This is a genomic window from Vibrio sp. MACH09 (assembly GCF_033238805.1).
Lineage (GTDB): Bacteria > Pseudomonadota > Gammaproteobacteria > Enterobacterales > Vibrionaceae > Vibrio.
The window spans coordinates 1,686,319-1,707,838 of sequence record NZ_BSFZ01000002.1 but is presented as its reverse complement, the minus strand read 5'-3'; the positions used below and the strand labels follow the sequence as shown (position 1 = coordinate 1,707,838).

Annotated in this window: 18 protein-coding genes; 17 read left to right on the top strand and 1 reads right to left on the bottom strand. The window is 43.5% G+C overall.

From position 1 onward, the window contains the following. Positions 1 to 378: 378 nt before the first annotated feature. The 11 genes from CHJ_RS22915 to CHJ_RS22865 all read left to right on the top strand — a co-directional run bounded on the left by CHJ_RS22915 (position 379) and on the right by CHJ_RS22865 (position 11,869). The gene (locus tag CHJ_RS22915; RefSeq protein WP_171753864.1) at positions 379 to 1,056 is read left to right on the top strand and encodes a response regulator transcription factor; all 678 of its coding nucleotides are present in this window, start codon (positions 379 to 381) and stop codon (positions 1,054 to 1,056) included. Then, positions 1,043 to 2,431 (top strand): sensor histidine kinase, encoded by a 1,389-nt coding sequence (locus tag CHJ_RS22910; RefSeq protein WP_317919164.1) that lies wholly within the window; start codon positions 1,043 to 1,045, stop codon positions 2,429 to 2,431. Before CHJ_RS22915 ends, CHJ_RS22910 begins: the two co-directional genes overlap by 14 nt. 223 nt (positions 2,432 to 2,654) lie before the next feature. Further along, positions 2,655 to 3,287, top strand: coding sequence for a YfdX family protein (locus CHJ_RS22905; RefSeq protein WP_317919163.1), 633 nt, complete (start codon positions 2,655 to 2,657; stop codon positions 3,285 to 3,287). A 94-nt stretch (positions 3,288 to 3,381) separates the two neighbouring features. Then, entirely contained in the window at positions 3,382 to 4,368 is a 987-nt protein-coding gene (locus CHJ_RS22900; RefSeq protein ID WP_317919236.1) for a MoxR family ATPase, read from the top strand. Positions 4,369 to 4,381: 13 nt separating this feature from the next. Beyond that, positions 4,382 to 5,314 carry a DUF58 domain-containing protein gene (locus CHJ_RS22895; RefSeq protein ID WP_317919162.1) on the top strand — a complete coding sequence of 311 codons (933 nt, stop codon included), beginning with the start codon at positions 4,382 to 4,384 and terminating at the stop codon, positions 5,312 to 5,314. Continuing rightward, positions 5,311 to 5,823 carry a DUF4381 domain-containing protein gene (locus CHJ_RS22890; RefSeq protein ID WP_317919161.1) on the top strand — a complete coding sequence of 171 codons (513 nt, stop codon included), beginning with the start codon at positions 5,311 to 5,313 and terminating at the stop codon, positions 5,821 to 5,823. The genes CHJ_RS22895 and CHJ_RS22890 overlap by 4 nt, the downstream gene beginning before the upstream one ends. Next, on the top strand, positions 5,820 to 6,839 hold the full coding sequence (locus tag CHJ_RS22885) for a vWA domain-containing protein (protein ID WP_317919160.1): 1,020 nt from the start codon (positions 5,820 to 5,822) through the stop codon (positions 6,837 to 6,839). The genes CHJ_RS22890 and CHJ_RS22885 overlap by 4 nt, the downstream gene beginning before the upstream one ends. Positions 6,840 to 6,849: 10 nt before the next feature. Further along, positions 6,850 to 8,835 carry a VWA domain-containing protein gene (locus CHJ_RS22880; RefSeq protein WP_317919159.1) on the top strand — a complete coding sequence of 662 codons (1,986 nt, stop codon included), beginning with the start codon at positions 6,850 to 6,852 and terminating at the stop codon, positions 8,833 to 8,835. 7 nt (positions 8,836 to 8,842) lie between these two features. Then, a complete protein-coding gene (locus CHJ_RS22875) occupies positions 8,843 to 10,612 on the top strand; it encodes a BatD family protein (protein WP_317919158.1) in 1,770 nt (589 codons plus the stop codon). A 14-nt stretch (positions 10,613 to 10,626) separates the two neighbouring features. Further along, positions 10,627 to 11,157 (top strand): HdeD family acid-resistance protein, encoded by a 531-nt coding sequence (locus CHJ_RS22870; protein ID WP_171753872.1) that lies wholly within the window; start codon positions 10,627 to 10,629, stop codon positions 11,155 to 11,157. A 67-nt stretch (positions 11,158 to 11,224) separates the two neighbouring features. Beyond that, on the top strand, positions 11,225 to 11,869 hold the full coding sequence (locus CHJ_RS22865; protein ID WP_317919157.1) for a MarC family protein: 645 nt from the start codon (positions 11,225 to 11,227) through the stop codon (positions 11,867 to 11,869). Positions 11,870 to 11,930: 61 nt separating this feature from the next. Here CHJ_RS22865 and CHJ_RS22860 read toward each other — a convergent pair whose 3' ends face one another. Continuing rightward, positions 11,931 to 12,545: a TetR/AcrR family transcriptional regulator gene (locus CHJ_RS22860; protein ID WP_171753874.1), complete on the bottom strand. Its 615-nt coding sequence runs from the start codon at positions 12,543 to 12,545 to the stop codon at positions 11,931 to 11,933. 182 nt (positions 12,546 to 12,727) lie between these two features. Between CHJ_RS22860 and CHJ_RS22855 the strand changes: the two genes are divergently transcribed. The 6 genes from CHJ_RS22855 (at position 12,728) to CHJ_RS22830 (ending at position 21,513) form a co-directional block, all read left to right on the top strand. Then, positions 12,728 to 14,125 (top strand): TolC family protein, encoded by a 1,398-nt coding sequence (locus CHJ_RS22855; protein ID WP_171753875.1) that lies wholly within the window; start codon positions 12,728 to 12,730, stop codon positions 14,123 to 14,125. Further along, positions 14,122 to 15,414, top strand: a complete 1,293-nt coding sequence (locus CHJ_RS22850; RefSeq protein ID WP_317919156.1) for an efflux RND transporter periplasmic adaptor subunit — start codon at positions 14,122 to 14,124, stop codon at positions 15,412 to 15,414. The genes CHJ_RS22855 and CHJ_RS22850 overlap by 4 nt, the downstream gene beginning before the upstream one ends. Then, complete coding sequence (locus CHJ_RS22845) at positions 15,414 to 18,587, top strand: efflux RND transporter permease subunit (protein ID WP_317919155.1); 3,174 nt, start codon at positions 15,414 to 15,416, stop codon at positions 18,585 to 18,587. The genes CHJ_RS22850 and CHJ_RS22845 overlap by 1 nt, the downstream gene beginning before the upstream one ends. Before the next feature lie 39 nt (positions 18,588 to 18,626). After that, entirely contained in the window at positions 18,627 to 19,301 is a 675-nt protein-coding gene (locus CHJ_RS22840) for a response regulator transcription factor (RefSeq protein ID WP_317919235.1), read from the top strand. 3 nt (positions 19,302 to 19,304) lie between these two features. Then, a complete protein-coding gene (locus CHJ_RS22835; protein ID WP_317919154.1) occupies positions 19,305 to 20,564 on the top strand; it encodes a sensor histidine kinase in 1,260 nt (419 codons plus the stop codon). Between the two features lie 73 nt (positions 20,565 to 20,637). Continuing rightward, positions 20,638 to 21,513 (top strand): DMT family transporter, encoded by an 876-nt coding sequence (locus CHJ_RS22830; RefSeq protein WP_171753879.1) that lies wholly within the window; start codon positions 20,638 to 20,640, stop codon positions 21,511 to 21,513. The last annotated feature ends 7 nt before the right edge of the window (positions 21,514 to 21,520 follow it).

Below are 21,520 nucleotides of genomic sequence, written 5' to 3'. Positions count from 1 at the left end.
GTTTATATAAATTTTAATAAGTTATCTGATGTATAGTCATCAGTTGCATATGTAACTGTAGGTGCAGAAAGGGGTGCATGTAAAGTATTTGTTAAAATTAATTGATATTTTTATCTATTAATAATCATTATGCTTGCCATTAGTTATAAAGGTCGGCTTTGATATGTCCTGTAGGAATGCTTGAAGCTACTTTAGCCTATGTTAAATAACCCCAATTTAGGCAAAATTTGGCTCAAAACAATCCCATTGTTGTTGTAAGATTAATGGTTGTTTAGCAGAGGTAAGTGGTTGATTAGCGATAAGCTTAAAAATAATTAATGGTAACTTTGTTAAAATTGTCTTAGCGTATGCCACAGCAGAAATACATTGGGGATAGTAATGAAGATTTTACTTGCAGAAGATGACGAAACAACCGCAAGTTATATTCTTAAAGGGCTAACTGAACATGGTCATGTTGTTGATTGGGTGACCGATGGCAGAGAGGCGCTCAGTCACTGCTTGTACAATCAGTATGACTTGTTGATTGCCGATCGCATGATGCCAGGTATGGATGGACTTTCTTTAGTTAAGGCGTTGAGATCATCGAACAGTCAGCTTCCGGTGCTGTTTCTTACCGCATTGTCGGATGTGGATGATAAAGTTGAAGGGTTACTTTCCGGCGGCGATGACTACATGGTGAAGCCTTTTCACTTTTCTGAACTGCTAGCCCGTATCACAGTACTTTCCCGAAGGCCAAAAGACAGAATAGCCAGCACAGAACTGCATGTTCACGACTTGAAACTGGATCTACTTACCAGACGAGCAAGCCGTAAAGGGATGGTGATTGAACTTCTCAATAAGGAGTTCACGTTACTCGAGTATCTTATGGAAAATAAAGAACGAGTAGTGAGTCGAACGATGATTCTTGAACGTGTATGGGAGCTTAATTTTGATCCCGGAACATCGGTGGTAGAAACTCATATGAGTAAGCTAAGACAGAAGATTGATAAACCATTTGATGATCAGTTAATTCATACAGTTAGAAATATGGGGTATGTGATTCGTGCGCCTCGTTGATATTATTCCCGGCTCAGCATTTCGGTTGTCCCTCAAGATCAGTAGCTTGACGTTACTGGTTATGTCTCTGATTTGTGTGTTTATTTACAATGCCGTTACTCAAGCCATGATTTATGAGTTGCGCACACAGGCGGAAGAGGAAATATCATTACTCGGCGACATATTAAAAGAGGATGGTTCTAAAGGTATGACAGAAGCCTTGGCCGGTTTATCAAATACCTTTATACCGAAAGAGCATATTGTTGGTGTGTTTAATGCCGATGGTAAAGCGATTGCGGGGAATGTCTCCATCGCCCCTGATTTTGTTGGTTGGAAAAAAACAGTGCTTACTTTGATTAGCCCTAGTTTGGATGAGGAACAGAACCAATATCACAGCAAAGTCATCCATCTGAAAGGGTATACACTGATTGTTGGCCGCTCTGACACGTTAATCGTCGCGGTTCAACGTAGTTTGATTGTGTGGTTACTTATAGCGGCACTGGTTATTTCGCTAAGCACGCTGATTCTAGGCGCGATTTCTAGTGCATCTTCAGCAAGAAAAATTCGTCATATGGATAACGTGCTCAAAAAGGTTGCCGATGGAGAATCTAATGTACGTGTTCAGCGTTCACCGACAGCTCGGCCAGATCAGCTTGACCAACTTGGAGAGAAGATTAATCTCAATTTGGATACCTTGTCAGAGCTAATAACCGGGATTAAGAGCACGGCATCAGCGGTGGCGCATGATCTAAAAACGCCTCTTGCTCATACTTTGTTCAGCTTGTATGAAGCTCAGGAGCAAAGTGAAAAAGGAGAGTGTCCGACACCGGTTATCAAGAAAGCGATCAACGATGTTGAAGCCATCAATACCACCTTTGATACTATATTACGTATCTCCCGAATCAATGCCCATCTTGACCGTTCTCATTTTCAATGGGTCGATATCTGGTCAGTCATCGATAAAATCACCGAACTCTATGAACCTGTATATGGTGAAATAGATAATCAGATCATTGTGACAAAGCCTGACGATGGTGTAAAACCGCAAAAGGTGTATGGCGATGCTGGTATGTTAGAGCAGCTATTGGTTAATCTGTTGAAAAATATACAAGCACATTGTCCTGATGGAACAAAGGTGATGATAACGACAGTGTTAGATGATACTGGGCTGGACATGATTGTTAAGGATGATGGCCCAGGGGTGTCGGAACAGAGTATTGACAACATACTCAAGCCATTTTATCGAGTCGACAAAGCCAGAACAGAATCTGGTAACGGGTTGGGGCTGACGTTAATCGCCGCCATTGCTCGTTACCATAAAGCATCTCTTTCATTAGAGAATAGTCACCCCGGTTTGCGGGTTATTATTCATTTTCCCCTCCAACCCGATCAATAAAGATAAATGCCCGCCATTGTGCGGGCATTTATCTTTTTGAATCGCGCCTCAGCTCTAGCTGAAAATCATGAGACTTAATACCTAGTCAGACGAGATGAAACTTGATAAAGCAATGAACTTTATCGGTATTAAATATATTTAAAGTTAGCTTGAAGCTGACTTAATGTTCATCCGTTATCTTCTGTTTTAACAAAAGTATGCAATAACCTCTCAGGAGATAACTATGTTAAAACCATCTAAGATCGCCATGTTAACACTTGCCACGCTAATGGCTGGTGCTCCCCTAGTCACCACTGCTTATGCTGCTACTGATTCTGGAAAAGAAATCGTTGTCGCGAAAACAATCAATATTTCTGGTCATGCTAAAGCGGTCATTTCTGATGTTCGTAATGCACGTTTTGCACTGTTTGATGGCCAAACAGATGCGGCACTTGAGCTGGTGAAAAAATCAAGAGAAGTACTGGATCAAGCTATTCTTGGTTACGCGCTTAAAGTGGATGCCGCCGGTGATTATGTGATTCCTTTGGATCGCTCAATTACCTTAGCTGAAGGTTTTAAACCCACTCAAGAGTTAGAGCTTGTTATCAACAAAGCCGGTGCAATGGCGCAGCAAGGACAAGTAGATGAAGCGGTTGTCTTGATGAAGGAATCGGGAGTCGATCTTGATATTCACTATGTTCTCCTTCCAGTTCTAAAAACGATTTCAAATCTGGAAAACGCAACAAAGAATATTAAAGCCGGCCATTTCTACGAAGCAAATATGAATCTAAAGGCAATTGAAGTTTCAATAGCGATTGAAGATCTGAATGTTGAAGACGTTCCAAAACAGGGTTACGCTCTGAAAGATATTAAGTAACGCCTATTTATAGGGAGCAGAGGCAGGCTGCTCCCTAAGTTAAACTTCTTCAACGGGAATCTATGTTATGAATCATCAGAACCTCAACCTAGCAATGAACGAATCTGTGCAAGAGCTGCAACTAACAGAAGATAACTTGGTCGACTATTTGCGTCACTATATGAACAACCAGATTATTGGTCAGGAGACGTTTGTAGACCGTATATTGTTGGCACTATTTGCTGATGGCCATATTTTGTTAGAAGGTGCCCCAGGCCTTGCTAAAACGAAGGCTGTTAACGCGTTAGCTCAGGTGATTGATTGTGACGCTAGAAGGGTTCAGTTTACGCCGGATTTACTTCCAAGTGATTTGACCGGGACGGAGATTTATTGTTCAGAACTGGCAAGTTTTACCTTCCAGCGTGGACCGCTGTTTCATAACTTAATCTTGGCAGATGAAATCAATCGTGCGCCCGCCAAAGTACAAGCGGCATTGTTAGAAGCTATGGCTGAAAGGCAGATAACGGTCGCTGGAAAAACTCATGCACTGCCCGAGCTGTTTATGGTGTTGGCGACTCAAAACCCGATTGAACAAGAAGGGACATATCCATTGCCCGAAGCTCAACTCGACCGATTTCTATTACACGTCAATATTGATTACCCGAATGCAGAAGCTGAGAGAGAGATACTGCGAATTGTTCATGGAGAAGCGCAGGGTATCAAGAGACTTCCGCAACAAATGATTACAGCGAAATCCATTCTCTCGGCAAGACAGACGGCGTTACAGACACACTGCTCTGAAGCGCTGATCAGCTATATCATCCAATTAATACAAGCAACACGAAATCCATCTTTGTACGGCGATGATCTCAACGGGTTGGTGAGCTACGGTGCGAGCCCCCGAAGTACTATTGCTCTTGATCGCTGTGCACGGGTTCATGCTTGGATGCGGGGTTCAGAGTTTGTCACTCCATTTGATGTTCAGTCTATCGCCCATGATGTTCTTCGTCATCGCATTATCCTAAGCTACGAAGCCGAAGCTGACGGTTATAGTGCTGATGAATTTATTAGCGCACTGTTAAACCGAGTACCTGCAAGCTAAAGGAGAAATCGTTATGACGAAATCCTTAGCTACGGTGAATGGAATTGAAATCAGTCAAACAGAACTATTTCGAGTTCGTCCTGAAAAGCATGCATCAGGTTTTGCCCCTTCAGGAAAAGTGAATACGCATCAGTGGGGTAGTAACCGTTCGCATTTTATTGGATTAGGAATGGAGTTTGCTGAGTCTCGTGTTTATCAAGCTGGAGATGATGTTAAGAATATTGATTGGCGAGTAACAGCGCGGACAGGTCAGACGCACACCAAGTTATATCAAGAAGAACGAGAAAGGCCAGTTCACATATTGTTAGATTTAAGAAGCATGATGCATTTTGGAAGCCGAAATCGCTTCAAGTCGCATTTGGCTGCAGAGATTGCGGCAAAGGTGGCATGGATCGCTCACGACGGTGGTGATCGGGTCGGTGGACTAATCTGCCATAAACAAGGCTGTAGTGACTTTAGAGCCTCTCGTACTCGTCGCTCACTGTTGCGTCTGTTAGACAATATTTCTCAGAACACGCGATTGGCACAAGAGGTTAATCAAGAGAGCTCTCTCGCGATGTCGATACGACGACTACGTCATCATGCTCGATCAGGTGGACTCGTCTTTATCATCAGTGATTTCAGTGATCTAGATGACAAATGCGAGGGAGAGCTAAAAAAAATCAGCGCTCGTAATCAAGTGACTCTGATCCACATTGAAGACCCGTTTGATGCGAGATTACCCTTAAGTGGTGGACGCCTATCCGATGGTCAATCTGTTTTATCACTCTCTGCACTTAGCCCGCACTCGGAGCAAGAGTACCGTCTATTGTTTAGCCAGCGATTATCTAAGCTAGAAGGCTTATGTCGCCAGTATAGGATGGTGCTGCAACGCATGTCGACCATTGATGACCCTAGCGTTCTTTTTGCCACCAAGTACCGAAAAAATAGTAGGAGAGCGATATGAGTCAACAACTCTCTCCCGAGCTCTATGCTCAACTGGATAAGCTGCGCGACATACATCTTCCCGATCCAATTTCTTGGTGGCCTTTGGCGCTTGGCTGGTGGGCTCTTCTTGGCGTTGTGCTCTGCTTTGCCATGCTAGGTATTATCTACCTGTTCTATAAGCGGCGTTCACTTAAGTTTGTCGCACTGGTTAGGCTGAATGAGCTGGCAATTCGCTATGGTGAAACCGAATTGTTAAAACTAACGCTGGCAACAGAGATATCGGTGCTACTGCATCGCGTGGTGATTCGATTAAGAGGCTATGAAAATGCTGCCGAAACTGATGAGGCGTGGTGTCGCATCTTAAGTGAAGGTGACAACGGAATGGATGAAGATATTGCGCGATACATCAGCCAAGCACCCTATCGTATGGGCTTAAGTGATAAATCGTTATCTCATCGCGACGGTTGTTCACCTGACACAAAGACGCTCGTTAATGCCGCTGAAAAGTGGATAAGGGGTCATGCATGATGACCTTTCTATGGCCACTGGCATTTTTTCTGTTACCCCTACCGTTACTGTTACGTCGATGGTTAAAGCCTGCTCCATCTAGTCCTGCCGGAGCGTTGAAGGTGCCATTTTTCAATAGCCTAATTCGAGGCGAAGGAGTGGGGCGCCCCGCTCGGCTCACATCGCCATTTGTGGTTTTGATTGTCACCATTATTTGGTTATTACTAGTAACCGCTCTAGCTCGACCCGCTGTGGTCGGCCCTGAAATACCATTGCCTGCTAAAGGGCGAGATATCATGGTGGCAATAGACTTATCTGGCTCAATGGATGAGAAAGATTTCTCGATTGCGGGTCAGGTGGTTACACGCTTAGATGTCATAAAACAAGCCGCTAATGATTTTATATTACGTCGAGAGGGGGACCGATTAGGTCTAGTTTTGTTCTCTGATCGCGCTTATTTGCAGGCGCCATTAACGTTTGACCGCAGTGTCGTCGCTCATCTCTTACATCAAGCTCAAGTAGGGCTTACAGGCCAGCGCACAGCGATTGGTGATGCTATCGCTGTATCCATTAAGCGTTTAAAGGACAGACCTAAAGAGGGACGTGTTTTGGTATTGATGACGGATGGAGCCAATAACGAAGGAACTCTGGAGCCGCTAAAAGCCGCAGAGATTGCACATTCATTGGGAATTCGGATCTACACCATCGGCATTGGTGGAGAAGCCAAACAGATAAACACGCCTTTTGGGATGCAAACTTTAAATCCTGCACAGGATCTAGATGAAGAGACGCTTCAGGAGGTCGCCGCTATTACCGGAGGCCACTATTTCCGCGCTAAGGACATACAAGGCTTAGCCACTATCTATAACCAGATCGACAGGCTTGAACCTGTGAGTGGCGATTTAATACCTGTCCGACCGCAAGTGGCACTGTTTTATTGGCCTGCTTCTATGGCGCTTATTTTAATGTTTTTCCTGATCGTCTATCGAAGCGTCAACATTGCTCGATACTGCAGACAGACAGCGCATAACTTATAGAGGAGTGATAATGGAAAGCCTATTAGACAAGGTTCATTTGTTGCGTCCTGAATGGTTATGGGCGTTGATTCCAGCCGTTCTTTGCTTCCTTATATTGGCTAAGGGGGAGGTCGCTGCAAAACAGGACAATTGGACAAAATATGTGGATGCGCACTTACTGAAATATCTTTCTGTTCAAGGGAAAGAGAGCAAAGCAAGTCGTTGGACACCAGTGATTGTTCTTCTCACTTTGATCCTTTTGATATTAGCAATAGCAGGGCCAAGTTGGGAGTCAACTCAGAAACCAGCATGGCAAGGTGGAGAACCGATAGTTGCTGTTTTGAGCTTAGCTCAATCAATGAATAGTGATGACATTGCTCCAAGCCGTCTTCGTCGTGCCAGTCATAAATTAAAAGATATGCTGCAACAAACGACAGGAGATGAACATGGTTTGGTGATTTATTCTGACACGCCTTTTATTGCTGCACCGTTAACTTCGGACCCTAAAGTGATTGAGCAAATGATCCCTGAGTTATCGACTTCGCTTATGCCTGTGCTGGGAAACCGTTTGGATCTCGCTATCAATGAAGCGACTGGGTTATTAAGTCGTGCTAATGCGACAAGAGGAACCGTTCTGATATTAACAGACAGTATTGGTCAGTTACCATCGGCGACCATTGAAGCCGCAAACGCGGCTAAAGGTGCTGGCTATACAGTTTCTGTACTGGCTGTGGGAACGAAGCAGGGAGCAGAGGTACAAACGGCATCCGGGCAAACCATCGTCGATAGAGAAGGCAATGCCAGTATAAGTCAGGTTAATCCAGATCGTCTTGGCTCATTAGCCAAAGCAGGGGGAGGACGTTTTGCCATGCTTACCGCTGACAACTCGGATCTTAAACAGCTTCTCCCTAGTAGTCGCAATAACCCGTTTAGCGCTTCATCTAAAGCTGAACAATTTCAAAGTGATAGCTGGGTAGATATGGGCTATTGGTTATTGGTTTTACCGACCATTTTCTGCGCATTTGCTTTCCGTAGGGGGTGGTTATTCCTAGTGCTTATAACCAGCCAGAGTATGTTATTTCTACCAAATCGCGCTATGGCTGCCGACGACTTGTCACAATTACAAACGAGCACCGCAGTTTCATCGGGTTTGTGGAAGAGCAAAAATCAGGCCGCTCAAGAGAACTTTAATTTAAAACAGTATCAACAGGCTGCTGATCAATTTGAAGACCCTGCGTGGAAAGCAGCCTCGCTGTACAAGTCTGCTGAGTACGCTAAAGCGGTAAGTGAATATAACAATTTAGGCCAAGAGTACAACTTGGCAAATTCGTTGGCTCGAGCTGGGGATCTGCAGGCTGCTTTGGAGGCATATAACCACTTGCTGCAGCAAGAGCCACAAAATGAAGACGCCCGTTTTAATCGAGACTTGGTTCAAGACTTGATTCAACAGCAGGAAAAGCAGCAACAACAAAAGCAACAACAAAAAGAGAGCCAACAAAAAGAGAGCCAACAAAAAGATAGTCAGCAGAAAGACAAACAGGATCAATCATCTAGCAATAAAGCAGAAAAAGATAAGCAACAGGCAGATAACGCTGAACAACAGCCATCACAGCAACAGAAGCGTGGTTCATCGGAGTCAGGAGAGCCTAAAGATGAAGCCTCTTCGGATGCACAACCGCAAAGTAAAAAGCCGTCGTCGGCAAATCTAGCGGATGAGTTGCAATCTCACCAGCAACCGCCTCAGCACAGTGTCTCTAAAAATCAAAAAGATGAGCGCAACAATGAACCGTCGCCGCCAGATAACAATCTACTGTCAGACCTAGTGTCTGAGGCACTAAAAGGTAACGGAACGGAATCGCCTTCAAGTCCAATGAGTGCGCCTAGCCCTGATCAACCTGAGAAAATCGATCAAGCCATCGAGCAAGAGCTACGTAAAGTTCCTGATGATCCATCCGGCTTACTTCGAGCGCGTATTCGTCAACATTACGCACGCTTACGTGCGGTAAAGAGTGAATAGGGGAACTATGAGACATTATCGAACCTTTGCCAAAGCACTTATTTTGCTGTTAACCGTGCTGGTTTCATACGGCTCATATGCCAAAAGCTTGCAGGCGAGAATTGATCGCTCGCAAGTCGCTGAAAATGACAGTTTTCAACTGACGTTGGTAGCAGAAGGAAACGCTATTTCTGCTCCAGACTTAACACCATTACGAAGTGACTTTGATATTGAGGGAACCTCTCGTTCAACGAGAACCAGCATAATTAATGGTGTCAGGAATGACAGCACAAGTTGGGCCATTACACTTCGGCCTAACAAAAAAGGGGTATTGGCCATCCCTGAGTTACGCGCAGGCGGATTAAAAAGTAATGAGTTGCAGATAACGGTTACAGATATTAACCAAACCCCGAAAGCGATTGGAACGACGGGTGTGAATGTGAGCGTTCAATTAGAGAAGGGACCGTATTATCTGTTTCAGGAAGTTCCTTTGCTGGTAACGATTGAAACCAAGCATCCGTTGCAACAAGCAGGGCTAAAAGTGCCTCAAGGTGATGGGTTTAAGTTACGACAAGTAGGGGAAGACCGTGTTTCGCAAACCTCACGTAATGGGCAGAATCTTACATTGATCGAACGGAACTTTATGTTGCAGTTCGATAAAAGTGGAGCCGTACAATTGCCCCCTTTTGTACTGGAAGGAAAAGTATCTGACGCGGAACAAAAAACTCGATCCCTCTCTCAATTTGCTTTTAATGATTCTCTATTTGAGCAGTTAGGAATGAATCCGTTTATAAGCTCAGGTACACCATTTAGAGTGCGCTCCGACGCTTTAAAACTAACCATACAAGGGAAGGTTTCATCATCCGGAAATAAGGGTGACTGGTTTCTTCCAGCAAAAAAGGTAGAACTGACGTCCGAATGGGTAGATAAAAAATTAACATTCGAAAAAGAAAAGGCAGTGGTACGCCGAATTCGCGTTCAAGCACTTGGCGCCCGACCAGAGCAAATCCCCATGCTCAAGTTGGATGGAAATGCTGACGTGAAAATCTATCTGGACGACAGTTCTACCTCCCTTATACAGACGACCCAAGGGAGTGTGGCGCAGAAAACTTTACTGATGTCAGTGGTTCCTTTAACCGCTGGGGATATCGCTCTGCCAGAGATTCAACTGGAGTGGTTCAATACCAGCACGGGCAAAAATGAAACAGCACTATTAGCCTCAGAAGTCATCCACGTAGCAGGCAGCAATATCTCAAAACAGCCTCAGCAAGCCAGTGGCTCAAAAGAGAAGAGTGCGCACATAACACCAACAAATCGTACAGGGCAAGATAACCGCGCGACTTGGTATATGAAGTTTGTGCCGGTTTTACTTTTTTTGCTGACCATTAGTGGCTGGTTGCTATGGCGTTTATGGCGAACCCGCAGTAATGAGCGTTCAGCAAAAGACGCGTTCACCAACCGAGCCAAAGATAATAGGCCGAAGAGAACAATCACGGGCAATCCTGACCGGTCAGAACATCAGCAGCTACAACATCTTATCAGAGTCGTAGACAGCGAAAATCCACAAGCGGTTTATAGCGTTTTTAGTCAGTGGCTTATTACTTGTCGCTCCCTTGCAGATCGTTCTGGTTTTGAGCAACAACTGCGTGAACTTGAGTCTGTTTTATTTTCCTCAAAACCAGATGCCAATAAGTGGGACAAAACCACGCTAATGCGAATGCTGGTTCAATTGGCAGATGACCATCTGCAATCAAAGGGTGACACAGTGCTTCCACCGCTATATCCAACGAATTTATAACATAGGAGTAAAATATGAAATCTCGAAAATTGATACTGTTAGCAGGGGTAATATCCCTATTGGGTGGTTTACTGGCTTTATATAATCCGGCGCAAACGTCGTTAACACTGGAACAGCTATTGGGCTGGACCTTTATTGTGTCTGGAGTGTTCAACTTGGTCGGAGGGTTTAAGTACAGAAATGAGCATGGGATATGGACCATATTACTGGCGATTTTCACCTTAATACTTGGCTACTTCTTTATTCGTATGCCATTGGAAAGTGTTCTTTCTTTAGCCAGTTTCGTCATTCTGTTGCTATTTGGATCGGGTGTTACTCAAATAGCCATGGCATTTAAACGTCGCGGTAGCTCTTCTTTTATACCTGTATTTGTTTCAGGTTTAATTTCTTTGTCGTTGTCACTTATTTTCTTATTAGATTTTCCGAGATCGGCAGAGCTGTTGTTGGGCGTGCTATTTGCCATTGAACTTATTTCAAATGGTATTTCACTTATTGTATTTGCATGGGCAGCAAAAAAAGTGTCAGGCGAGTGTGCTCATGGTTAATGTTTTAGCGCACTTAACCAAAATGGTTGACTGCAATGACACTCATCTCAATTTAAAGAAGTAATCTATGCACGATATAACAACTCTTATTGTAACGGTATTTATGGGCTTTTTTGCCATTATGAATCCTATTGCAAATACCGCGGTTTTCGTTGGATTAACAGCAAACCAAACGGATATTCAACGACGAAATACCGCATTTAAGGCTCTAGCGACGGCATTTTTGATGATAGTAGGTTTTAGTTTGCTTGGCAGAGGGATTTTTGAGCTGTTCGGTATTACTCTTCCTGCTTTGCGTTTATCTGGCGGAATTCTCGTTTTTCTTGTTGGTTACCATATGTTGCAGGGGACGCCTTCAAAAATGCACTCTCATCAGCCAGACAAAAGTGACGTTGAGAAAGAGGTGGAACAGTCTGATGTCGCAATATCGCCATTAGCACTGCCTATTCTTGCAGGCCCCGGCACCATAGCCACTGCGATGAACTATTCCGCTTCGGGAAATACACTGCACATTGTCGCGACCATTGGGTCATTTGCGGTATTGTGTTTGATCACTTATCTCTGTTTTCTATTTGGTCCAAAAATTGTAGAACGAATTGGTAAAGGAGGAATCGGCATTGTTACTCGTTTAATGGGACTGATATTAACCGTGATAGGAATGCAGATGTTTATTCAAGGTGTTTATGATGCTCAGAAAGCCTTGGGTGGATGAAGAGTTGAACAGATGTTCGATTAACCTTGGTTAAGACGGATTACTTTGGCTGGTAGGTCGATTAACCTGAGATTATTTTCTCTACTACTGGCCAAAGTTTTTCAAACTCTGTCTGTCGATCTAAGCTTTCATCGATAATGAACATGTTATAAAGACCTTCAAACAGAGATAAAACGGCCAGTGCAGCTTGCTCGGTGGTTAAGTTTGCCCTTTCTTCACTATAGCCAGTGTTAGTTAGTAACGTTTTGGTTTGCTGAATAGAGGTATACATGCTTTTTTTGATTAAATTCGCAATATACGGGTTATCTTTTAACTCATAAAATGCGTAGCTCAATCGCTTATATTCCATGAAGAACTCTAAATTCGATAAACAGAACGCCTTTAAGCCGTTAATAGAATCATGCTGTTGAGCGATGGTTTCTAACTCCTGACCTATCTCAATATCCCAATGTTCTATCAGCCCAACAAGGATGGACTCTTTGCTGTCAAAGTAGTGATATATGGCACCTTTAGAAAGCTGAGATTTTTCAACCAGCTCTTTCATGGTGGTACTGTGGTACCCCTTTGTTGCAAAACAGGTCATTGCAGCTTGTAATATCTGAACTCGTCTCTCTTTCTCAGATTTATGTTTTGTTCCTTGTCTGTCCGACTTGGCTGCTTTTATTGTCCGATTCATTATTAGATGGCCTTTAAGTGATCGCTAAGGATGGTAAACGTTTTTAACTCTCTATTCAAATCAATAGATTATGCCGTGTATAGGTAAAAATTAATTGAGAAGGAATAAGGGTTATCGCCCTTAACCCAGCTTTAACCCTGCTCATTGTTAACATTGATGTTATCAATTTGGAGGCAAGCACGATGACATTACATCGACCTTTTCGATATTCACTTCTTTCTATTTTAACCATGGCTACGCTGGGTTGTAGCTCAACCAGTGACGTAGATTACTCAGCCAAAGCGACCAGCTCGTTAACGGCTGGAAATGCGGTGCTACTGAGTCAGTTGGCTACAACAGCAGAACAGAATGATATCGCAACTGAAGCAACATACATTACTGATCTGGTTAATATCCCTCAACTGGATCAACTTCTCGATCGCGCATTTATTAATAACCCATCGCTACAGCAAAATATTTTGGCACTGAAGATTGCCTATGAGCAAAAGAATATTACTGCATCGGATGGCTTACCTACGGTAAACGCTGACTTTAGTGGAACCGCAACGGAAGGTAGCGATGAGAGCTATAGTGCCAATTTGACGGTGGCATGGGAGCTCGATTTGTGGCAACGAGTCGCCGACAGCAGCAGTGCGGCAGTAAAAGATGTGGCATCGAGCGCTGCTAGTTTGCAAGGGGCCCGTGATTTGCTCGCCGCCAATATTATGCGCAGTTGGTTAGATATCAGCCTCAAACAACAGTTGTTAGATATTGAGAATCAGCGATTAAGTGTTCTTACTAATAATGAGAATCTAATTTTGGAGAGGTACCGCTCAGGGTTGGATAACCTTAGTGACCTTGATAGTGCGAAATCCAGTAGCGCCTCTACCAGCGCGACAGTTGCAGACTATACAGAAAAACTGGCTAATAGCCGCCGATCTTTAGAACTGCAACTAGGGCAATTATCGCAGTCCGAACAGTACTTGATCGATATTGAAGCGCATTTCCCGCAAGTGATCTACCCACTTGATTTATTACCAGAGCAGAATCTTGAACGTCGTCCTGACCTTAGGGCTGCGTTTTATAATATTGAAGCAGAATCTCTCCGTACTGATGCCGCTTATAAAGCCATGCTACCAAGCATTAGTTTGTCAGCAACCTTAGCAGATGTTGCAGAGTCACCTTCTGAGGCTCTGTTCTCTAGCTCCGTATGGAGCTTACTCGGTAAATTATCCGCGCCGCTGTTTCAAGGTGGAAAATTACGTTCACAAGCCGAAGTGGCTCAATTAAAAACCGAACAAAGCTTTTGGTCCTATCAAGAGACATTGCTGACCGCAGTGAATGAAGTGGAAAATGCAGCAGGACAAGAGTACGCCCTTGCTCGCCAGCAGCAACATGTCACTGAAGCACTGGAAAGTGCAAAACGAAGCTTTGTTACTTACGAAGAGAAGTATCGACAAGGACTGGTGGATATTTTTGATTTATTAACCGCACAACAGAAAACGTTTGATCTGGAATCCCAGCTTTCGCAGATCACCTATAACCGACTCTCAAATCGAATTGACTTAGGGCTAGCACTTGGCCTAGGAGTATCGCAATGAAACGAAATGTACTAACAATCGCAATTACGGCGCTATCTGCCGCTTCTATCTTTGGCGCTGTTGCTTATAACGGCAATCAAATGATGGAGCCAGGAGAAGACAAGCAGCAAACAAAAACAGAGCAGATTGATAGTAATAAAGAACCTTCAAAAGCTTCTTCTCTGCTTACTACCGTGAGCCTGCCACAAGTTGATGTTGTTGAGGCTCAAGTCAATGCGTATCAAGCAGAAGTGATAGGGTATGGGGAAGCAAAGGCGAAATTTGAACTGAGTTTTGCGGCTGAGGTTTCTGGTCGTGTTGATTCGATAAACCGTAATTTTGAGTCTGGGCAAGTGGTTAAAAAAGGTGAGATCTTAGCGACCATTGATAGCACTCAGTATGAACAAGCACTAGCAGAAGCGAAAAGCAATTATGCGCAAGCAAAACTCAACTTGCTAGAAGAAGAACGAAAAGGTGTTCAGGCCAAATCAGAGTGGCAAAAATCGGGAGTAAAAGGGGAACCAGCGTCTCCATTGGTGCTGCGTGAACCACAATTAGAGAATGCAAAGATGGCGCTAGAGACAGCTCAGAAAGCGCAAAAGAAAGCTCAAGAAGACCTAAACAACACTAAAATTCGTGCTCCGTTTGACGCATTAGTGGTGAGCCGAAATATCTCTCCCGGAAGTTATATTCAAACCGCGGGTGAGTTGGCAACTTTATACAGTATAGATGAAATGGAAATAGAGATTCCTTTATCTGAGAATCAATGGAAAAACATTGATTTGTTGGATAACTCATTGTTGAAACAGAATCAAGAGAAGCGATTAGTGGCGTTAACCGGTTCAGATGGTCTATCTCATTGGCAAGGCTATGTTAGCCGCGTAGAGCAGCATTTGGATGCCAATACACGCCAACGCTCACTTATTGTCACGGTTGATCATCCCCTGGAACAAAGTGATGATTTATATCCAGGAACATTTGTTCAAGCGACGATAAAAGGGGCAGATATTTCGGGTTTATGGAAGCTACCAGCCTCAGCAATATCTCAACAGGGTGATATCTGGGTAGTAGAAGATGAACAACTTCAGCGATACGTGGCTGAAAAACGTTTCGAGAGTGGCGGTTTTGTCTATATCTCGGCGCTAGACACCGTTTCAGACTCTTCTTTGGTGGTGAAAAGACCCCTCAGCAGTTATAAGAGTAACATGCCTGTTGCCGCTAAAATGCCTTCCCCTAATATAGAAACAGCTCTGGTTGATACCGCTATGCTAGATACGGCTAAAACTTCCACTGCGATAGCTGGAGATTAATGATGAGCGAGGTTAATGATCAACAAACAAAAGAGAAAAAGTACAGCGGCATTATTGCGTGGTTTGCATACAATTCGGTTGCAGCAAACTTACTTTTGCTTAGTGTCATTATTATTGGCATATTTTCTGCAACTCAGTTACGAAAAGAAGCGTTTCCAAGTATAGAGCCCGATAAAGTAACCGTGTCGGTTGTTTTTGACAGTGGTGATGCTGAACAGGCAGAAGAAGGGCTCGCCGTTAAAATAGAAGAAGCATTAGAGACGGTTTCGGGTGTTAAGCGTATTACGTCAACCTCCAACGCTAACGGCAGCAATCTGATTATCGAGAAAAACACAGAATATGATCTGGATACACTGCTTAATGATGTTAAAACCAAAGTTGATGCCATTAATAACTTACCAGCGGATGCAGAAAAGCCGGTTATCGATAAAGCTCGTCGTCAGGATCATGCCATTTGGATACAGATATATGGTGATGCAGACAGAGCGACACTGCAGGATCTCGCAGAACAACTCAAAGCGGATTTGTTAAGCCAGTCCGAGATTCGTGATTTATCGGTAAAAGCTAAAGCGGATCCCATTATCTCCATTGAGGTTGATGAGTTAAAACTGCAAGCGTTTGGTTTAACTTTGAGTGATGTAGCAAATGTCATCAATGCTGAATCATCTACTGCTACTTCGACCAGTTTACGCAATGGTGACAAAGTTGTTCGTTTAAAAGCTGCTACACAAGCGTATGAAATTGAAGAGTTTCGTGCCATTCCTCTTATTACCAGAAATGATGGCTCACAAGTTCAACTTGGAGATGTTGCCACCATTCAAGATAGTTTTAATGACGATACCTTCACTCTCTCTCGTTACAACCAACAGAGCAGTATGGGTATCCAAGTGGTTATGGATGAGTTCGGCGATGTGGTTAAAGTTGTTGAGCAGGTTGAGCAAGTTGTGGAACGCTGGAATAGCAGCACGAAGCTACCGAGTAATATTGAAATAGACACTTGGTACGACCAAAGTACCTTGATCAAAGACCGTCTTACTTTATTGTCAACCAATGCAATGACTGGGGTGGCATTAGTCTTTATCGTTTTAGCCCTGTTTCTAAATGTACGTGTGGCTCTTTGGGTCGCAGCAGGTATCCCATTTGTGTTTTTTGGCACCATGTTTTTCATGACAGATACCTTTCTTGGCCTGACGATAAATGAGTTAACCACCTTTGGTTTTGTGATGGCTCTCGGTATTGTTGTTGATGATGCGGTGGTGGTCGGGGAAAGTATCTACTCCACACGTAAACAAGAGGGAGACAGCATCTCCAGTACGATTAAAGGGACGCTGAAAGTGGCGACACCAACAGTATTTGGTGTGTTGACCACTGTGGCGGCTTTCTTGGCTCTTTCTAATGTGACAGGAAACTTAGGTCAGATATACGCGCAGTTCGGCACCGTTGTTGCGGTTGCGTTATTACTGTCATTGGTCGAGTCAAAACTAATATTACCATCACACTTAGCGCATATTGATACTCATCGTGAGAATGCCAAAGGCATTTGGAGCAAGATTCAGCATGGTGCGGACAACGGTTTACAGTGGTTTAATCGTAATGTTTATCGACAAGTCATTGAGTTTGCCCTTAACTTTCGATATGCCGTTATTATGTTATTCATATCAGTACTTATTCTCGTCGCAGGTATGCCATTAACAGGTGCGGTGCGTGTGGCATTTTTCCCCGACTTGGCTGGTGATACGGTGTCAGCCAGTATTAGTATGCAAAACGATGCAAGCTTTGGCCAAACCCATAGCAACCTACTGGTGATGGAGTCTACCGCAACGGAAGCCGATCAATTGCTACGAGAGAAATATGGTACTCAGCAAACCAGTAATATTCTTAGCCTTCAGGTTATCGCAGAAAGTGATGATTCAGGCACGGTTCAAATAGAGTTAAACAGTGATAGTGAATACACATCTACCGAGTTTTCCAATACATGGAAGCAGTTGATTGGGGAAATGGAAGGGGTGAAAAAACTGAAAGTTCTCTCCAAAAGGGAAATGGTAGACAACTTTAAAGTTGAGCTAAAAGCCAGTGATGAAGAGACTGTATTAGCCGCTGGCGAATTGTTTAAGCAGCATCTGGAACAGATTGCTGGTGTAAGTGGTATTGATGATAACTTGGATCTAGGAGAGCCTCAGTATCGATTTGAGTTAACTGAGCAAGGTCGAGCATTAGGGATAGATACCGCCAACTTATCCAAGCAGATCCTCCAGTCGTTCGGCGGTGAAGTGGTACAAAAATTTCAGCGCGATAAAGATGAAGTTGATGTCAGGATTCGTTACCCAGAAGATCAGCGTCAAACAATGGCGGATATTCGACAAGCTAACATCCGCACAACCAACGGAACGGTGGTTCCTTTGAGTAGTGTCGTCAATATCTATACCGAATATCAAAATTCAGAAATTACTCGTATTGACAGCCAGCGCGCTATTTACATCTCGGCTGTAGTGGATAAAACGATCATCTCACCAAGTGAGCTGGTCAACCAACTCAAATCACCATTGGTGACGGATTTATTGGTACAGTATCCTAGCTTAACGGTAGACTTTGCTGGTGAAGCGGAACAGCAGAAGGAGACGGGTGACTCCATGCTACAAATGGCCGGATTGGCGATGATAGCCATATATATGCTGCTGGCTATTCCACTAAAATCGTATGTGCAACCACTGCTGATTATGACCGCGATACCGTTTGGTATAGTTGGAGCCATCTTAGGACACTGGGGTAATGACCTAACCATCAGCCTATTGTCCCTCAATGGCGTACTCGCTTTGTCGGGTGTGGTTGTAAACGACAGTTTATTATTGGTTTCTCGTTTTAATGAGTTAATTAAAAAACAAGGTGTATCGGTACATGATGCGATAGTTGAAGCGTGCACCGGGCGATTTCGTGCAGTACTGCTCACCTCAGTAACGACATTTGCAGGCTTAGCTCCGTTATTGGCTGAAACCTCGTTACAGGCGCAGTTTCTAATTCCGGCTGCGGCAGCATTAGGCTATGGCATCTTGTTTGCCAGTATTATCACATTAGTATTAACGCCATCGCTGCTTTTCATTCAGTGCGAAGTTAAAGCGCTATTGACGAGAATACAAAGAAAAATCACTGGTACTACGGCGCCAGTATTACAATAATGAAGAGTGTGTTCAGATGAATCTAAGGATAGTGATGTGATGAAGTTAAGCCTACTGCTGGTAGAAGATGATATTGATCTGGCGAGAGCTATTATCGACTATTTTGAATTAGAAGGTATTCAATGTGATCACGCTGCAAATGGAGTTGCAGGTCTGAATTTGATAGAAACGCACCGTTATGATGCGGTTATTCTGGACCTAAACTTACCCAAAATGAACGGATTAAAAGTGTGTGAGTCGTTAAGAACAAAAGGTATCGATGTATCGGTTCTGATGCTCACCGCCCGAGATACTCTTGATGATAAGTTGGTTGGTTTCTCTAACGGTGCCGATGATTATTTAGTGAAGCCATTTGCAATGGAGGAGTTAATCGCAAGAGTTCGCGTATTGGCAACGCGACGTAGTGGGCAAGTGGCGCGAATATCCGTCGCTGACCTTGATCTGGACTTATATAAAAAACAGGCGATTAGAAACGGAAACGTATTAGCATTGTCACCAACGGCAATAAAGATATTGGAAGTGCTTATGCGCGAAAGCCCTAATACCGTGTCTCGCGAAAAAATAATGCAAGGCGTTTGGGGAGATGATCAGCCCGATAGCAATAGCTTAAAAGTACACATGTTTAACTTAAGGAAACAGATAGACGCCGCATTCGATCGTAAGCTCATTCATACTATCTCTGGACAGGGATTTGCACTCAAGGTGGATGAATAGATTATGAAAATCAGACCGACGCTACGACTTTACTTTTTTGTCTCTTTGCTTGCCATTGGTACCATTACAATTTTGGTTTACTCTGCGCTATCTGCGAATGCGTTTATTGATGGGTTAAACGCTTCTATGCGTAAGACCATGTTGGATGTTGCGCGTTCATCTAATGTTGAAGATGGTGAGCCTAAATATCAGCTCACTTACTATATCGCCAGTCGTTGGCAAGATCTTCCAGAGGAAATTCAAAATAGTTTTGAAACAGAGCCGGTTACTATGTATGAGCTATTTACCTATTTCGAATTTGAGTCAATGTTTGAACCACCAGAAACGGGCTATTTTTTGATAAAAGCGCAAAGTGAGCAAAATGAACTTCGCTATGTAGCGAAGATGCTAAATAGAATCGATTTTGCTCGCACCAAATCTTTAGGTAATTCACCAAAGCATGAAGTGTCATTACTGCTCTATGCGATAGGTGGTGTCGTGCTGTTTGCTGTCATTATAATACTGTTAATTAGAAAAATAGCTCGGCCTATTGAGAGGCTTAAAGATTGGGCAAAATCGTTAGACCAAAATAAATTGCAACAACCTGCCCCTGACTTTGATTACGCAGAACTTAATATGCTGGCAAATATAATAAAAAATAGCCTTAATTCTGTGCAACAAAGCCTAGATAGAGAACAGGAGTTCTTAAGTTACGCCAGTCACGAGTTAAGGACGCCAATTGCCGTCACTAGAACAAATTCAGAGCTGTTAAGTAAAATGATGACGGTGAACAACAACCCCGAAAAACAGATCGAGGTCGTAGAGCGCATAAAGCGGGCAAGCATCACTATGACGGATTTAACCGAAACGCTACTTTGGCTCAATCGCTCGGAGGGTAAATCACTTGTTACAGAACATGTTCAGCTAGGGGAACTAACAGAACAATTGGTTCATGACCTTGATTATCTATTGGAGGGAAAAAGTGTTGAGGTGACCTTAAGCGTTGATACTCAATCATTTGAATTGCCGGTTACTTTGTGCCGAATTGTACTGGCAAATCTATTACGTAATGCCTTTCAACACACTAGTGATGGTCGAGTATCTGTTATTCAAACTGGACGGTCGTTAACAATTACTAACCAAAATAGTCATGCATTAGAACAGAACGAAGCGCTGGGATTTGGCTTAGGGCTCAAATTAACCAAAAAATTGATTGATCAACATCAGTGGCAGTTTACGAGTGAAGATATTGAAGGTGGCAGAACGGTTCACTTAACCTTTTAGCCTATTTATTTGATATCCAGATGGACGATCAATTATGATAGCGCCTTATTTTCAGTGATGATTAAGGACGATTTTGAGCTGGATACTATTTACATTACTCGCCGCGTTTAGCCAGTCGTGGCGTAATGCTTTTCAAAGTAAATTGAGCGCCGATACCAGTATAGCGGGTGTGACTCTGGCACGCTTTCTTTGGGCGAGCCCATTAGCACTCGTCTATCTTGTCTCTTTATACCAAGCTGTTCCAGCCCGTCTGCCGACATTCACTGCAATGTCATGGTTTTATGTGATAGGCGCTTCTGTTATGCAGATTATTGCTACCGCTTTAATGGTGGTGCTGTTTAAGCAGAAAAACTTCGCTATTGGTGCAGGGCTGGCAAAAAGTGAAGCTCCAGTAGCGGCTTTTTTAGGGGTGCTTTTTTTTGGCACCTCACTGAGTGTCTTAGGTTGGTTAGGGGTATTGATAGGTGGTATTGCGGTAATCATCCTCAGTTGTCCGCAAGGCTTTAGAAGTATGTCGTTGAAAACAGCGTTTATTGGTCTTGCGTGTAGCACTGCATTTGCTTTGACATCTCTTTGGATAAGAGAAGCCAGTCTAAGCTTGTCTCTGCCATTTCCTCATCGTGCTGCATGGGTGCTATTTTCAGTTATAGCACTACAAACGATCATTTTAGTTAGCTATATCTATGTTAAAGAGAGAGCCACTATTCAGCAGTTAAAGCTCAATAAAAACTTGGTTCTGTTCACGAGTTTATCAAGCTTTATTGGATCGTTTGGTTGGTTTAGCGCTATGTCCCTACAAACGGTACCCTATGTGAAAACATTAGGGCAAGTCGAAGTATTTTTTACCATGTTGATTTCTTTTTTCTGGCTAAAACAATCGGTGAAACGAAAAGATATATTGGCGCTAACAATGATTGCAGTGGCTGCAATTTTGGTGATGTGGCAGTAGAGCAATC